Source organism: Candidatus Magasanikbacteria bacterium RIFOXYB2_FULL_38_10 (assembly GCA_001783145.1).
Classification (GTDB): domain Bacteria; phylum Patescibacteriota; class Patescibacteriia; order Magasanikbacterales; family UBA10003; genus GWC2-40-17.
Genome location: MFQT01000017.1, coordinates 87,936 through 103,206 on the forward strand (window position 1 = coordinate 87,936; position 15,271 = coordinate 103,206).

Sequence of the window (15,271 nt, forward strand, 5' to 3'; positions counted from 1 at the left end):
AATGCACAAGCGCCATGACAGCGCTTATATTTCTTTCAACTTAGCAAACTGTTCCTGACAGCTAAATCTTTCTTCAACCAATCTTCTACCAGCCTCCCCCATTTCCCTAGCTCTATCTTTGTCAGACAGAATTTGAATAAGCGCCTGTTCGAGGTCGTTTAAGGATTCTGGATCAATAATTAAGCCGGTCTGATTGTTAATAACAGCCTCCGGTACACCACCGGAATTACCGGCTATCACAGGTTTACTGTAGGCTCCGGCTTCAAGGAAAACTGTACCAAAACCTTCTGCATCAGGACCTATTTGTCTTGAAGGCATAACAAACACCGAACATTTTTGATACCAGTTAGATATTTCTTCGTCAGCTAAATTATTAAAGAATAAAACTTTTTTATCAACCTGCAAATTTGCAGCCATTTTTTTTAATTCGTTTTCATATCTGCCAGAGCCAATAATGATATATTGAGCATTAGGAAAAAAATGCAAAATTTTCGGCATAGCCTCAATTACCTTATCAAAACCCTTTCTTTCAACCAATCTTCCCACCGACAAGATCGTTTGTCCTTCTTCTGGAGTTGATTTTATCGAATTTATTTGAAACGGAAAAGCAACACACGGGTAAATAATTATTATTTTTTTTGAATTTAAGCCTAATCTTTCTAATTCTTTTTTAGTAAACTCGCTATTAGCAACCACCCAATCAGCCGAACATAATATTTTTTTAAGCCAAATTTTTTTCCACCAAAAATTCTGAGGAAATAAGATATCCATACCGTGAGTAAACACCAAGTAATGAATACCAAAAAAACTTTTAATAAAAAGAGCGATATAACCCAAAGGCAGTACCTGTCCTATAAAAAGAAAATCAAAATTATTTTTTTTGATTTCTTTCACTGTTTTAAACAAAAGAGGGATCCATTTAGGCCAAAATTTTCCTAAGGTCTCCTGAAATAAAACAGTGATATTCAAATTAGAAATTTTTACTAAATTATGGTAATAACGAGAAACTCCTCCCTTTAGGGGGGGGAAATCCAGGGTTAAAAATAAAATTTTTTCTTGTTTACTTAGATTCTTCATAATAATTTTTTCTGAAAATTGACAGAAATTCATCCACTTCTTTTTTACTTAAAATTTTAGTTATCCACAGCAAAAACAAATAGAACAGACCACCAAAAGTTATCAAGAGGCCCAAAAAAATAAGGGTCTTGACAAAACCTGTTGGAGTAAAAATGTTTATCAGCCAAATTTTAAAATAATTAACCGTAACTCCCATCAAAAGAGAGGAAAGAAAAATTTTTAGGATAGTGAACCAATAACTTTTTTTATGCATGCCAACAATTTGTGGAACTGCCGAGTACCCAAAAAATAATAGAAATGAGTTACTTGCCACTGCCGCTAAAGCCGCTCCCTTTATTTCCCAAATTGGTATTAGTATTAAATTTAAAATTATATTTAAACACATGGTTAAAACCATAGCCGTTGTTTGCCAAGCTTGTCTATTACAGGCGTTTAATAGAGAACCGACAGGAAAATCTAAAAAAGCAAAAACCAAACCAAAAACTAGTATTTTTAAAGCAGGAATAGAAGAAGAGTAAGTCAAACCATAGACCTTATTTATAAAAACATCAGAAAGAACATAAACGCCAAAAGCCAAGGGAAAAGCAATTAAAGACAAATAAATAACAGCTTTTTCGAAAAGATACTTTAATCTTTCTTTATTAGAGATAAAAGAGTGGCTCATGGCGGGATACAAAGAAGCGGCAAAGGCCATGGGAATAAACTGAAAAGCAAAAACCACTTTGTTGGGAATACTATAAAACCCAACGCTTTTAGTATTGATGAGGATAGAAATAAGCACGGCATCAATATAAGAGTAAATTTTAGTGGAAATTCCAGCCAAAGAAAAAGGCAATGTCAGTTTTACTATTTTTTTAAAATAGTCCTTGTGCCAAATTAGTTTAATTTTTATGTTTAAACGACTAACAATCGTTAAAGAAAAAATGAAGTTAAAAAAACTACCGGCGCCTAAGGCTACAAGTAAAAAATAAATGGGTTGTTTTAAAACCAACGCTATAACCCCGGCGATAATAGTTAAAATTTGTCCAACAATAACACCAAAAGATTCATAAAAAAGATTTTGCAAAGACCTTAAAACTCCGTAAAAAGCCAAAGAGAGAGAATCCAGGATCATTAAAATGCCGGAAAGAAATATTAAAAAACGCAATTCACCGGAGTATCCTAACGGATAAGTAATCAAAATTAAAAAAACATAAGCAAATACGGCTAAAAATATCTTTAAAAAGATAACTTGACCTAACCAAATGTCAATTTTTATTTTTTCTCTAGCGCCTTCTCTTATTAAAACTTGTGTTAAACCCAGATCGGCAAAAATAGAGAAAAGGCTGGAAAAGGACAAGGCAGTGACATAAAGACCAACATTCTCTACACCCACGAATCTAGCTATTAAACTAAAATAGATAAAAGAAAAAATCTTCTGGCCAATATAAGCCGAGGTTAAAAAGAAGGTATTTTTAGCTATTTTAGCTGTCATAGTCTGGTTTAATACTATCAAAGTTATCACTTCTTTTCAATAAACAAATCACCCCCTGCCTCTTTAAAGAAGAGGCAGGGGGGGATTACCCTTAAAGTTATCCCCCAATTAATAAAAAATCCGAATTCTGAAAATTGGCGGAAGGTGAGGGATTCGAACCCTCGATACCTTGCGGTATGCACGCTTTCCAAGCGTGTGCACTAGACCACTATGCGAACCTTCCTTTTTTAATTTTTTTCAGCAACTTCAAACCAATAAAAACTAAAATTAAACTCCCCCATTGCGCCACGGTAAAGCCACCATATCTTGCATCAGCTCCGGCAATATCATCAGCTCGTAAAAAATCCAGTAAAAATCTGCCCATACCATACCACAAAAACAGCCGAGAAGACAAGAGGCCGGACGTAGATAACATTTTAAGACCCTTTAAGGCAAAAATAATTAAAAGTGGCACTAACATCAATATCTCCAATAAGGCCATATCTAACCTGGGCCCACTGGTAAAATTAATAGCCAAAAAAGAGTTAAATAAAACACCCAAATGATCATGAATTAACAAACAACCCATTCTTCCCACTGTCCAACCAAAAGGAAAAACAAAAGCCAATATGTCTAAGTAATGCCAATCAATTTTTTTCTTGTACCAAAACCAAAATAATATTATTCCCACTCCCGCAAAACCGCCAAAAGAATCCAAACCACCTTGCCAAATTTTAAAAATCTCCAGTGGATGCCAAAGATAAAAATTCCGGCTGTTTTCTAAAAAAACATAAAATAATCTTCCTCCAACCAAAGAGGCGATGATAATCCAAATCAATAAATTCAGAAGTCTATCTTTATTTAATTTTTGCTTTTTAACCAACCAAGAAGCCAAAAAAGTGCCAATCAAAAAACCCAAAGAAACAAACAAGCCCCAAGATTGAATTTTTAAAAATCCTATTTGCCAACCGGTTGTGCCAAAAAAGGGTATCATTTTGCTAATTTAGGTATATATTGTTCCGCTTCTTCAACACTATCAACAATTTTATACAAATCAACATATTCCGGAGCAATAGTGTCATATTTTTTAAGCAAGGTCTCGCGGATAAATTTATCCAAAGGTTCCCAATACTTTTTGCCGTATAAAAGCACAGTCATCTCGCTCATTTTTTTAGTTTTCATCAAAGTTAAAACCTCAAACAACTGGTGTAGAGTTCCAAAACCGCCGGGAAAGAATATAAAGGCCTTGGAAGGAACGGTCAGCATTAATTTTCTAATATAAGGAAAATTAAAACTTAAAGATTTGGTAAGATATTGATTAGTTCTGGCCACATCCTCAAATTTTAAACTAAAACCGATGGATTCAGCACCGGCTTCTTTGGCGCCTTTACTAGCCGCCTCCATAATCCCTGGGCCGCCACCGGTAATTACCATGTATCCCTTCTTGCCTAAATTAAAAGACATTTTTTCCGCCGCTTGGTAATAAGGACTTTCCGCGCCCAAACTATTGGTACCCAAAATAGTAATATCATCTCTAACTTCGCGAGTTAAGAATTCAAATCCCTCCACCACCTCCGCCATGATTCTAAAAATTCGCCAATTCATTGTTTGAGCGCAATGCGGATCGGCGGGATCCGATGGATCACATAAAACCTTATGCACTCCCGACCGACGGACAATTTCCACAGCCTCCTCGGCCGAATCAACTACTTGCAGTAAATCAAGATGGGTTTGACTGATGGATCCAATTAATTCCAATGGGCTTTGTTTTAAAAAGTCAATTAAAGGATTCCAAAAATCTTTGCCCACAGCAATAACCGGAATTTTTTTAACTTTGCCGATTTCTATTAAATCCAAAAGTTCAAAAATTTCATCCATGGTACCATAACCGCCGGGAAAAAAAATAGCGGCTTCGGCCGGTGAAACCAGCATTATTTTTCTGATAAAAAAGTAATTAAAACCGGCATTCTTGGTTACGTAAGGATTAAGAATCTGCTCCTCGGGTAGTTGAATGGAAATAGCCACTGATTCCGCACCGGCTTCTTTTGCTCCCCTATTGCCCGCCTCCATTACTCCCGGTCCTCCACCGGTAATTACCGCGTAACCCTGTTTTCCCAAAAATAAACCGCATTCACGCGCTTCTTTATAAGCAAAAGAATCTTCTGTAGAACGAGCTGAGCCAAAAATAGTGGCGGTTTTTTCAAATTTTCCCAGTAATTGATAGCCGGAAACGAATTCCGACATAATTCTAAAAATTTGCCAAGTATCCCTGTAGTTTACCGGCTCATGAAATTTTTCAAAAATACGAGCCTTTTGTTCAAACAGACTGTGATAATGATGCGGACTGATTTTTCTTTTAAACATAAAATATTAGTTATTGATTTTTTCTATTCTCTCTCCGATTGATAACAGAAAATTTTCGGAAAAATGCGGCCCAATGATCTGCAAACCCACAGGTAATTTATCTACCAAACCATTAGGAACAGATAAAGCGGGCAAACCGGCTAAATTGACCGGCGCGGTATAAATATCGGATAAATACATCTGTAATGGATCATTACTTTTTTCCCCTATCTTAAAAGCCGTGGAGGGAGCAGTGGGAGTAATTAAACAATCCACTTCTTTAAAAACTTTTTCAAAATCTTCTCTGACTAAATTTTGTACTTGTTTGGCTTTTTTGTAGTAGGCGTCATAATAACCGGAGGATAAAGCAAAAGCACCTAGCATTATTCTCCTCTTTGCCTCTGCCCCAAAACCCGTAGCTCGACTTTTTTTATAAACACCTTTTAAATCTTCCCCTTTATTCCTTATAGACAAACCATATTTTATACCATCAAACCTGGCTAAATTAGACGAAACTTCAGCGGGCATAATTAAATAATAAGACGCCAGAGCGTATTCGGAATTGGGTAGAGTTACTTCTTTTATTTTTGCGCCCTCTGCTTTTAGCAGTTCTACTTTTTTTAAAATATTATTTTCTACTTTGGCATCTAATCCCTTGGCAAAATATTCTTTGGGCAGACCGATGGTTAGGTTTTTTAAAACTTTTTCTTTTGAATCTTTAAAATTTTTAGATGTGGCATCCTTTTCATCCCGGCCTTTTAAAATTTCAAATAAAACTTTGGCATCTTCTACATTATTGGTTAAAGGCCCAATTTGATCCAATGACGAAGCCATAGCCATAAGACCGTAGCGTGAGACGGCTCCATAAGTTGGTTTTAAACCAACCAGATTGCAAAAAGCTGCGGGCTGACGAATTGAGCCTGCGGTATCGGAACCAAGGGCGGCCGCGCACATGCCGGCGGCCACTGCAGCGGCCGAACCTCCGGAAGAACCTCCTGGAACCCTTTCTAAATCATAAGGGTTCCTGGTTATTCCATAAGCGCTATTTTCCGTAGAAGATCCCATAGCAAATTCATCCATATTGGTGCGCCCAATTATAATAGCCCCGGCATCTTTTATTTTTTTAACAGCCGTGGCGGTATAAGGAGAAACAAAATTCTCTAAAATTTTAGAGCCGGACGAAGCAAGGTGCCCCTCGTAAAGCAAATTATCTTTAAGAGCCATGGTAATCCCATCTAAAGCTCTCATGCTTTCCCCTTTTTTAATTTTTTCGTCAACTTTTTTGGCTTCTGCCAAAGCCTCTTTTTCAAATACTTCTAAAAAAGCATGAATTCGACCGTCCTGTTTAGTAATATTATCCAAATAACCTTCAACCAACTTTTGGCAAGTTATTTTTTTATTAAGCAAATTTTGTCGTGTCTGTTTAATGTTTAATTTTTTCATATAAAATTATTCAAATACTCCCGGTACTTTTAACAAAGCACTCTCTTTTTCTGGAAAAGATTTAATAATTTGTTCCTTTTCTTCAACGGAACAATCTTTTATTTCGTCTTTTCGCCAAACATCAATCCCGTTTTCTTTTATTAAATTTATTTCCTCTTTTACACCCAATGCTTGTATTTTTTCCACATAACCCAAAATAGAAGAAAGGTCTTTAAAATATCTCCTTTTTTCTTCTGCGGTTAACTCTAATTTTGCCAAATCAGCTAAGTGGTCTATCAAATTTTTTGATACGGGCATATTTAAAAGTATTATAACAGTCTATTTAAACATCTTCAAAAAATCATTTTCGTTAATAATTTTTACCCCCTTTTTTTTGGCTTTAGTAAACTTGGATCCGGGATCATGGCCCGCCACCACAAAGTCCGTCTGTGTCGAAATAGAAGAAGGCGTTTCCCCTCCTTCTGAGCGAACTTTTTCCTTGGCTTCGTCTCGCGTAAAGGAATCCATTTCACCGGTAAAAACAAACGAGATTCCTTTAAATTTTCCGGCCGCACGAGAAATATAATTTTCTATCACCACGCCATTTTTTTGAAGTGCCTCCAACAATTTTAAATTTTTTTCACTTTGAAACCATTGCCAAATACTTTGCGCCATTACCTCTCCAACATTGGGCAGGGTGTTAAGATTTTCCAAACTGGCTTTTTTGATTTTTTCCAAACTGCCAAAATGATTGGCCAAATCAACGGCCGTTTCTTCTCCCACGTGTAAAATACCCAGAGCATACAAAAACCGCGCCAAGGTAATTTTTTTAGAATTGGCAATCGCTTCAACTAAATTCTGCGCGGATTTTTCCGCAAATCTCTCCAATGGTTCTAGATCACCCTTTTTTAAACTAAAAATATCAGCTGCTGTAGTAATTAAACCCTCATTTATTAATTGTTCCACAATTTTTTCCCCCAGACCCTCAATATTAAAAGCTTTTTTGGAAACAAAATGAATAAGATTTTCTTTTTTTTTGGCAAAACAATTTTTATTAGTGCAAAAAACCGCCACGGATTTTCCCTCTCGCGATTGAGATTCTTTTTTTTCTACTTCCGAACCGCAAATCGGGCATTTGGTGGGTGGATGAATTTCTTTTTCTTTACCAGTGCGTAAGCGCGGCAAAACTTCTACCACTTTAGGTATAATATCACCGGCTTTTTCCAAGATAACCGTGTCCCCTATTTTTAAACCCAAACGCCTAATCTCATCTAAATTGTGGAGCGTGGCGTGTGTTACAGTAGAACCCGCAACAAATACCGGCCACATGGTAGCCACAGGAGTTAAAGCTCCGGTCCTACCCACTTGCCAGTCAACTTTTTCCACCACTGTAGTGGCTTGCTCAGCTGGAAATTTATAGGCAATCATGGCACGCGGGGTTTTGCCTACTACGCCTAATTTATCAAAAATATCATTATCATTCACCACCACTACCACACCATCAGTCCAATAGGGTATTTTTTCTCGCTCTTTCATTATTTTTTCATGAAACTTTTCTACGGCCGGCAAATCAGCAGCAAGATGATTGTAAGGATTAACTTTTAAACCAAATAATTTTACCAATTCATGAGCCTGTTCGTGAGTGGCTTGACCCAAATCTGTCAATAAAGCATAAGCAAAAAAGTCTAAGCGTCTTTTAGCGGTAATATTGGAATCTAACTGTCTAATAGAACCGGCCGCCGCGTTTCTAGGGTTGGCAAATGATCCTAAGCCGGCCTTAACTTGTTCTTTGTTTAAATCTTCAAAAACTTTTTTGGACATAAAACATTCTCCGCGCACTTCCAATTCGCGCGGGTTGTTCAAAAATTTTTGCAATTTCTTTTTATTAAATCGTCCTTGTTTATTAAATCGCGTCAAAAATTCTTCAATTTCTTTCTTTTCCGGTAAGCGCATTTTTAAAGGAATTGCGTCTATGGTTTTTAAATTTTGTGTGACATCTTCCCCTGTGACACCGTCACCTCTAGTAGAACCAATTTCCAAAAATAAATTTTTGTAGATTAAAGATACAGCCAAACCATCCATTTTAATTTCCGCATAAAAGTTAAAATCGGCCTGTGGCACTATTTTCTTAATCCTGGCAAGCCAATCAGCTGTTTCTTCAAAACTAAAAACATCCTCAATGGAAAGCATGGGGCTTTTGTGTTTAATTTTTTTAAATTCCGCCAAAGCCTTGCCACCGACTCTTTGTGTGGGAGAATCAGGCGTAATCAACTTTGGAAATTGTTGTTCCAATTTGTACAATTCGTGCTTTAAAGAATCCAAGGCTGCATCGGAAATTTCTTGCTTATCTAAAACATGATAAAGGTAGCGATGACGCTCTATTTCTTGACGCAATTTGGCAACACGTTCTTTAGCTTCGGTGTGGGTCATATGCCCATATTTTAACACAGATTTAAATAAAAAAAAACCCCTGTTTTTAACCAAAGCCAAAAAAATTTTCCAATTTGTTTTCTTACATTTTACCCAAAATATCAAAATACCATCTTATCACCTTTTCTCCCCAAAATAAGGCTAAAATTGCAGAGGGAACTAAAAAAACAGCTAAAGGTACAGAGCTTGCCCAATTTTTTTTATTTAAAATAATCAAAAATATGCCAATAATTGCCCCACTAATATAAGCAAAAAGCAAGGCCGCCAACGCCCGAGGAAACCCCAAAAACACACCAATCAAAAATCCCAAACCAATATCCCCTAGCCCCATCCAACGTCCGCGAGATACAAGGTATTGTAAACCAAAAAACGCCGTGCAAGCTAATCCGGTTAAAAAATAATTTAGAATATTGCCACCGCTTAGCCACCAAAATAGTAAAGTCAACGCAATAAACGGCCAAATTAAAATATCGGGAATAACGCCGTCTTTTAAATCTATTAAAAAGATAACTTCTAAAACACTAATGATAATTAAATTAAAAATTAAAATCGGCCAAAAATTTTGTAAATTTTGATTGGATAAAAAATAGTGAACTCCGGCAAACAATCCACCGGTTATTACTTCAATTAAAATATAACGCCAGGGAATATTTTTTTGACAACCGCGGCATTTACCTCCTTGCCATAAAAAACTGATTACCGGAATCAATTCAAACCAATGTAGAATTTTTTGACAAAAAACACAATGGGAGCGCCCACGGATAAAACCTTCCTCTTTAAGCAAACGCAAGGCAATTACATTTAAAAAACTACCAATAATTAAACCAAAAATAAATAATAAAGATAAAATCATAGATATTCATTTTATCAAAAATCCCCCCGGTTGCCCAGAGGGATTCTTTCTCTAATTAGAGAAACACCGTCTACTGAATGCCTGACGGAGAAGCTGTGTGAGCACCTAACGCTAAACCACCGCTAGCACCTTCCAAAGTAAAAGCGATGCTATAGCTTGAACCACTGACTGTATAAGCGTAGTCTACACCACCCGGTGTTGGGTTAGCGGGAACCTTACCCATATAAACAGGCGTAGTACAACCGGAAGCGGCAAATCCACCAGCTCCTAAACACAAGGCATTGGCTCCGCCTAACACTAAAGCGGTACCGGCTGGATAAGCATTTTGGTCTGTAAAATAGAGTTCCAAAGCTGTTTGAACCTGTTTGATATCAGCCAATCTTTTGGCGTCGCGTGATTTTTCACGAGCAGAACCCAAAGCCACTACCGCTAAAGTAGATAACAAAGCGATGATGGCAATCACGACCAACAACTCAATTAAAGTAAAACCTTTCTTTTGCATGATTTCACCTCCCTTCTTTTTTAAAATTGTAATTATTTTTGTAGAATCTTCTTGATTTTTTCCACCACTTCCGCCGGTTTAAAATGAGCTTTAATCAAATAATCCGCCGCACCCAATTTTAAACCTTTTTGCACTTCTTCGTTTTGACCCAAATTGGTTAACAAAATGATTGGTAAATCTTTAACCGCTGAATCTGTTTGTTTTACTGTTTCTAAAATGGCAAAGCCATCTAATTTAGGCAATAAAATATCTAATAAAACTAAATCGGGAGTTTTGGTTTGAATCATTTTTAATCCTTTTTCTCCGTCTGTGGCCACTGTAACTTTAAAACCCTCCAATTCTAATTTGGTCTTATAAATATCAGCCAAAAAGTTATCATCTTCTACTATTAAAATTTTATTTTGAATTTGTTTAACCATATTTTTGTACATCACTTAAACTATTATACCATTAAGCTTCTATTTTCTTCAAGACCAAACCAAGAGCGGTGGCAAATCTTGGACCAATGGAATCTAAAATTGGTTTTAAATTTTCCGAATAAACCACGCGCGCCCAAGGATCGCCCAAATAAGCTTTGATACTAAAAATTTCACTTATTTTTGTATCTAAATGCGGTAAAAGACTGGATCCGCCGGTTAAAATAATTTTTTCCGGCCGCGCTACTTCACCATCCTTTTGTTTAGCGTATAATTCCAACATATATCTTATCGCTTCCACAATTGGCGCTAAAGGTTCATTAAAAATAGCAGGAAAAACGGCTTCACTGCGCAGGTCCCGTTTGCTTTGTTCCGCTTCTGTCAAACTTAATCCCAGGGTTTTAGCCAGCACTTTGGTAAAAGAACCGCCGCCGAATTTTAAACTGTGAAAAATAACCGGTACGCCATTTTCTACCATCATAAAATCAGTCTGAGCCGCGCCCATATCTATTAAAAGTATGGGGCTTAAATCTTTACCTATTAAAGAAGAAATTAAAGATAAAGACTCAGTATCTAAACTAAGCAAATTTAATCCGGCCTTTTTAAAAATTTCCGTATAAGAAGCAATCAATTTTTTGGGCGCCGCGGTAAAAAAGACCTCTTCTGAAGCGGTTTTAAATTTATCTTCCACTATTCCTTTAGCTTTACGCACAGTTTTAAAATCAACCGCGGCATCGTTCAAAGGAATGGGGATAAGTTTTTCTATTTGACGCAAAATAAAGGCTTTTCTGTCTTCTTCTTTAAGTATTGGAACGGTTAAAAGAGCGCTATAGACGTCTGAAGCCGGCAGGCTGGCTAAACACTGACGGGAAGAAATTTTGGCCTTAGCACAAATTTTTTGAAGCAACCCTGCTGTATTATCAATATCTAAAAAACCAGCATCATTGCTAGATAATAAATTAGCATCAGAAAATCCGTAAGTATAGAGATAAGTATATTTGCCTCTTTTTTGAAGCTCCACTAATTTAATACCATTGGAACCTATATCCACACCCAAATAACTTTGAGGTTTAGCAAAGGGCCACATAAAAATTTTATTGTTTAAAGATATAAAGTATTATACCACACATTTTAAAGTAATAAAAAACTTGTCAACATATTTATTTTGCGCTAAAATGGGTTTATGAATATTCTTAAATTTTACAATACTCTTACCCGCAAAAAAGAAATCTTTACCCCCTGGCAAGATAAAAAAGTTGGCCTTTATACCTGCGGCCCCACTGTTTATAATTACGCGCATATTGGCAATTTGCGGTCTTATATCTTTGAAGATATTTTAAAACGCGTCTTGCTTTTTAACAATTATCGCGTTAACCACGTAATGAATATTACCGATGTGGGACATTTAACTTCCGATGCCGACGAAGGCGAAGACAAAATGGAAAAAGGCGCTAAGCGCGAAGGAAAAACCGCTTGGGAAATAGCTGAATTTTATACGCTTAAATTCGTAGAAAATCTACACGATTTAAATGTTTTAGAAGCGGATATTTTATGCCGGGCCACCGACCATATTAAGGAACAAATAACTTTAGTGGAAAGATTGATTGCCAAGGGAGTTGCCTATACCACATCTGACGGCATCTATTTTGACACCACCAAAATTGATGATTACGGCAAACTGGCAAATTTAAAAAAACAAAAATTAAAAGCCGGAGCGCGCATAGAGATGGGCGAGAAAAAAAATCCGCACGATTTTGCTTTATGGAAATTTACCGCGGCCGGAGAAAAAAGACAGATGCAGTGGGAGGCTTTTGGCCGTCAAGGTTTTCCCGGCTGGCACATAGAATGTTCCGCCATGAGCATGAAATATTTGGGTGAACAATTTGATATTCATTGCGGCGGCATTGATCACATTCCGGTGCACCATACTAATGAAATTGCCCAATCGGAAACCGCCTCCGGCATTAAACCCTGGGTTAAATACTGGCTCCATAATGAATTTTTGCAAATTGACGGCGGTAAAATGGCCAAATCCCTGGGCAATATTTATACCTTGCAAGATATTAAAGATAAGGGCTTTAATCCCCTATCTTTACGCTATTTTATGCTGGGCGCGCATTATAAAACCAAATTAAATTTTACTTGGGAAGCTTTAGCCGCCGCCGAGCACGCCTTGAACAACATTTATTCTGCCGTACGGGAATGGGACAAACCAAAAATTGGCTGTGCCGAATTAGAAAAAAAATTCCTTAAGGCTGTTAATGACGATTTAAACACGCCGGTAGCCCTATCAGTTGTTTGGAATTTGATAAAAAGTGAATATCCCAGCTCTGCCAAAGCAGAAACAATTTTAAAATTTGATGAAATTTTAGGATTAAACATCAAAAATTATTTGGGAAAAAAGATAGAAATACCACTGGAAATTAAAAAACTGATGGAAGAGCGCGCTGAAGCCAGAAAAAATAAAGATTGGGAAAAATCCGATGAGTTAAGAGATAAAATCAATCAAATGGGTTTTACAGTAGATGATACAGATGAAGGACAAAAAATTATTTAAAAATATGCCACAAGACAGAGAAACTCCCGCCCCCTTAGAGATGATAGATTTGGAGTTAGCGGAAAAATTAAAGAAGCTACAAGATTTAAACGGCTTAACTGATGATGATATTGACAATCTCGCTCTTGTTTTAGCCGGCGAAAACGAAGAATGTAAAATTCAACTTTTTGAGCATCAAAAAAATCACCGTGAGGTTTTGGAACGGTTGGAAAAAATAGGGTTGAAAATTAGGCGCGAAAAAGTTAATAAATATGAGGAAGGACAGAGCGCCAATTTAAAAATAATTCTTAGGGTGACGAGAAAGGAAAATTTTTAAATTTTATAACCACAGAGGCTATAGGGTAATTTTATTATAAATTTTAGCGTATTTTAGATAATTTTTTTACAAGTTGGCATAAAGGTAGTTAGCTGAAATAAATAAATTCTTTTGCTCAACGGAGCAAAATTTATTCGGGCAAATTATATAAATTTTTTATGAGCATTGAACGACTAGAAATTGAAACAAAGCCAAAGTTTGATCCAAATCATTCTGAGTTAGAATTAAATCCAGATTTACCTAAAAAGTATGCACGGCTTCTCGAAGCAGAAATTGGGCACGGATTTAAGGTTGATGGGATTATTGAAATAGGTTCATACGCAAAAGGCGAAGCTGTGCCTAGTTCGGATATTGATACTCGTGTTTATGCATCATCGCCGGATTTTTTCATTTGGCAAACATCAGGAAGTCGTCATGCGGATTCACAACAGAAAGTGGCAGAGCAGAAATTTTCTGATTTTCTTCAAGCTAACTCTGAAAAACCACGGTTTACTCTTGACTGGTTTGAGTTTAATGATCCAACGGCCAAAAAACTTTGTGCGCAACTTGGTATCAACATCGAATTTGGCTTAGCAGATAGTCGATTCGCTGAGTACGAGATACGAGATCTCAATAGCATGCCAAGCGCAGAACATCAATTACTCTTAGAAAGCAATCTTGTTATTGATCCCAGCGGTTTTTTGGCCAAAAGAAAATCAGAAATGGAAGGAATAATTTATCCTCCTCTTGTCAAACTCTATCAAGAAAGATATTTGGATAGTTTGCCGTTTGAAATTTATACGCATCTGCAATCTCACGAAATGGATAAATGGAAACTTGAAAAAAGCCGCCAAATTCAGTGGGTTAAATGGGCGGTTCGGTCCATCAGAGATGCCGTTGGTGCAAAATCCTACATGCAACATGGCAAACTAATTTACAGAAAAGAAGATGTTTTAACTTTTTGTTCCGCTTCTTTGACACCAGAAGATGTTGATTTGATAAAAGAGTTGTATCGGTGGAAGACTGATCCTGTCATAAGAGAACAGATGGTCGACGACTTCCTTAAAAATCCAGAGAAATATTTTGTGCTGTTTAGAGAATATACAAAGAAATTAGAAGATATTGTAAAACAAATAAATAATTTAAAAAATTTGCCCGAATAATGCTCGCTAATTTATTTACATCAGCTAACAGCGTGTATCAGGTTCGGTCTTTTTCGAAAGACCTCACCAAAATTTGTCACCGCTTTGCTACGGCAAACTTCTGATACACGCAAACGTTGTCCGAAATTTTCTTGGGCTAGCTTTGTGAAATTAACCGCAACAAACTTTTAAAATTATGAGATCACTGATATTACACGCCGATAAATTTGCTACTAAAGTTGTAGATAAATCCAAGTGGCCAAAAGGGGTTTGCCCCGAAGAAAAAAAGTCTGATTCTGAAGAAATGGCAAAATGCCTCGTCGTCTTTTTCTGTGTGGAAGAAGGTGATGGCAAAAAGCAGGTTGATGCAATTTATGCTGAAATATTAAAAACTGCCGACGAGGTCAAAACAAAGAACCTGATGATTTCCCCTTTTGTCCATTTGTCCAGCAATATTGCCAAGCCTGATGTGGCAAAAAAGCTGTATGAGCAACTGGCGGGCAAATTTATCGGCTCGGATTTTGTGGTAAAAACTTCGCATTTTGGATATCACAAGAGTTTGTTGCTTGAGATTAAAGGACATCCGGGGTCATTCCGTTATAGAGAGTTTTACTAAATAGCCGCCCAAGAAAACATCGGACAACACGGCATATCCGGTTCGGAAATTTCACACCTTATGATAAAATTAAGGAAAGTGAAATTTCCTCTCCCAAATTTTTGTTCCGCTATCGCTGCACAAAAACTTCGCATGTGCCGATACGTTCGGCAAAATCGCTTCGCT

Annotated in this window: 15 protein-coding genes and 1 tRNA gene; 4 read left to right on the forward strand and 12 right to left on the reverse strand. The window is 36.8% G+C overall.

The window, feature by feature from the left end; genetic code table 11:
• Nucleotides 1-24 precede the first annotated feature (24 nt).
• The 12 genes from A2294_00715 to A2294_00770 all read right to left on the reverse strand — a co-directional run bounded on the left by A2294_00715 (nt 25) and on the right by A2294_00770 (nt 11,583).
• Nucleotides 25-1,110: a hypothetical protein gene (locus A2294_00715; protein ID OGH85253.1), complete on the reverse strand. Its 1,086-nt coding sequence runs from the start codon at nt 1,108-1,110 to the stop codon at nt 25-27.
• Nucleotides 1,061-2,551, reverse strand: a complete 1,491-nt coding sequence (locus A2294_00720) for a hypothetical protein (protein OGH85254.1) — start codon at nt 2,549-2,551, stop codon at nt 1,061-1,063. The genes A2294_00715 and A2294_00720 overlap by 50 nt, the downstream gene beginning before the upstream one ends.
• A gap of 135 nt (nt 2,552-2,686) precedes the next feature.
• Nucleotides 2,687-2,774 (reverse strand) — tRNA-Ser (locus A2294_00725).
• Nucleotides 2,760-3,524, reverse strand: a complete 765-nt coding sequence (locus A2294_00730; protein OGH85255.1) for a hypothetical protein — start codon at nt 3,522-3,524, stop codon at nt 2,760-2,762. Before A2294_00730 ends, A2294_00725 begins: the two co-directional genes overlap by 15 nt.
• Complete coding sequence (locus A2294_00735; GenBank protein ID OGH85256.1) at nt 3,521-4,894, reverse strand: hypothetical protein; 1,374 nt, start codon at nt 4,892-4,894, stop codon at nt 3,521-3,523. The genes A2294_00730 and A2294_00735 overlap by 4 nt, the downstream gene beginning before the upstream one ends.
• A 6-nt stretch (nt 4,895-4,900) precedes the next feature.
• Nucleotides 4,901-6,316 carry an aspartyl/glutamyl-tRNA amidotransferase subunit A gene (gene gatA / locus A2294_00740; GenBank protein OGH85257.1) on the reverse strand — a complete coding sequence of 472 codons (1,416 nt, stop codon included), beginning with the start codon at nt 6,314-6,316 and terminating at the stop codon, nt 4,901-4,903.
• Nucleotides 6,317-6,322: 6 nt separating this feature from the next.
• Nucleotides 6,323-6,613, reverse strand: coding sequence for a hypothetical protein (locus A2294_00745; protein ID OGH85258.1), 291 nt, complete (start codon nt 6,611-6,613; stop codon nt 6,323-6,325).
• A gap of 21 nt (nt 6,614-6,634) precedes the next feature.
• Nucleotides 6,635-8,725, reverse strand: a complete 2,091-nt coding sequence (locus A2294_00750; protein OGH85271.1) for a hypothetical protein — start codon at nt 8,723-8,725, stop codon at nt 6,635-6,637.
• 82 nt (nt 8,726-8,807) lie between these two features.
• The gene (locus tag A2294_00755; GenBank protein ID OGH85259.1) at nt 8,808-9,578 is read right to left on the reverse strand and encodes a hypothetical protein; all 771 of its coding nucleotides are present in this window, start codon (nt 9,576-9,578) and stop codon (nt 8,808-8,810) included.
• 70 nt (nt 9,579-9,648) lie between these two features.
• On the reverse strand, nt 9,649-10,080 hold the full coding sequence (locus A2294_00760; GenBank protein ID OGH85260.1) for a hypothetical protein: 432 nt from the start codon (nt 10,078-10,080) through the stop codon (nt 9,649-9,651).
• A 32-nt stretch (nt 10,081-10,112) separates the two neighbouring features.
• The gene (locus A2294_00765) at nt 10,113-10,499 is read right to left on the reverse strand and encodes a hypothetical protein (GenBank protein OGH85261.1); all 387 of its coding nucleotides are present in this window, start codon (nt 10,497-10,499) and stop codon (nt 10,113-10,115) included.
• Between the two features lie 31 nt (nt 10,500-10,530).
• Nucleotides 10,531-11,583 carry a hypothetical protein gene (locus A2294_00770; GenBank protein ID OGH85262.1) on the reverse strand — a complete coding sequence of 351 codons (1,053 nt, stop codon included), beginning with the start codon at nt 11,581-11,583 and terminating at the stop codon, nt 10,531-10,533.
• Between the two features lie 96 nt (nt 11,584-11,679).
• On the opposite strand from A2294_00770, the gene A2294_00775 reads away from it, so the two are divergent.
• From A2294_00775 to A2294_00790, 4 genes are all read left to right on the forward strand, one after another.
• Complete coding sequence (locus A2294_00775; GenBank protein ID OGH85263.1) at nt 11,680-13,053, forward strand: cysteine--tRNA ligase; 1,374 nt, start codon at nt 11,680-11,682, stop codon at nt 13,051-13,053.
• Nucleotides 13,031-13,369: a hypothetical protein gene (locus A2294_00780; GenBank protein OGH85264.1), complete on the forward strand. Its 339-nt coding sequence runs from the start codon at nt 13,031-13,033 to the stop codon at nt 13,367-13,369. Before A2294_00775 ends, A2294_00780 begins: the two co-directional genes overlap by 23 nt.
• 158 nt (nt 13,370-13,527) lie before the next feature.
• Nucleotides 13,528-14,511: a hypothetical protein gene (locus A2294_00785; protein OGH85265.1), complete on the forward strand. Its 984-nt coding sequence runs from the start codon at nt 13,528-13,530 to the stop codon at nt 14,509-14,511.
• Nucleotides 14,512-14,686: 175 nt separating this feature from the next.
• The gene (locus A2294_00790) at nt 14,687-15,106 is read left to right on the forward strand and encodes a hypothetical protein (protein OGH85266.1); all 420 of its coding nucleotides are present in this window, start codon (nt 14,687-14,689) and stop codon (nt 15,104-15,106) included.
• The last annotated feature ends 165 nt before the right edge of the window (nt 15,107-15,271 follow it).

Coding starts and splice junctions, on each gene's coding strand:
- A2294_00715 (OGH85253.1), bottom strand. CDS start 1,110: ATGAATTTCTGTCAATTTTCAGAAAAAATTATTATGAAGAATCTAAGT.
- A2294_00720 (OGH85254.1), bottom strand. CDS start 2,551: ATGACAGCTAAAATAGCTAAAAATACCTTCTTTTTAACCTCGGCTTAT.
- A2294_00730 (OGH85255.1), bottom strand. CDS start 3,524: ATGATACCCTTTTTTGGCACAACCGGTTGGCAAATAGGATTTTTAAAA.
- A2294_00735 (OGH85256.1), bottom strand. CDS start 4,894: ATGTTTAAAAGAAAAATCAGTCCGCATCATTATCACAGTCTGTTTGAA.
- gatA (OGH85257.1), bottom strand. CDS start 6,316: ATGAAAAAATTAAACATTAAACAGACACGACAAAATTTGCTTAATAAA.
- A2294_00745 (OGH85258.1), bottom strand. CDS start 6,613: ATGCCCGTATCAAAAAATTTGATAGACCACTTAGCTGATTTGGCAAAA.
- A2294_00750 (OGH85271.1), bottom strand. CDS start 8,725: ATGACCCACACCGAAGCTAAAGAACGTGTTGCCAAATTGCGTCAAGAA.
- A2294_00755 (OGH85259.1), bottom strand. CDS start 9,578: ATGATTTTATCTTTATTATTTATTTTTGGTTTAATTATTGGTAGTTTT.
- A2294_00760 (OGH85260.1), bottom strand. CDS start 10,080: ATGCAAAAGAAAGGTTTTACTTTAATTGAGTTGTTGGTCGTGATTGCC.
- A2294_00765 (OGH85261.1), bottom strand. CDS start 10,499: ATGGTTAAACAAATTCAAAATAAAATTTTAATAGTAGAAGATGATAAC.
- A2294_00770 (OGH85262.1), bottom strand. CDS start 11,583: ATGTGGCCCTTTGCTAAACCTCAAAGTTATTTGGGTGTGGATATAGGT.
- A2294_00775 (OGH85263.1), top strand. CDS start 11,680: ATGAATATTCTTAAATTTTACAATACTCTTACCCGCAAAAAAGAAATC.
- A2294_00780 (OGH85264.1), top strand. CDS start 13,031: ATGAAGGACAAAAAATTATTTAAAAATATGCCACAAGACAGAGAAACT.
- A2294_00785 (OGH85265.1), top strand. CDS start 13,528: ATGAGCATTGAACGACTAGAAATTGAAACAAAGCCAAAGTTTGATCCA.
- A2294_00790 (OGH85266.1), top strand. CDS start 14,687: ATGAGATCACTGATATTACACGCCGATAAATTTGCTACTAAAGTTGTA.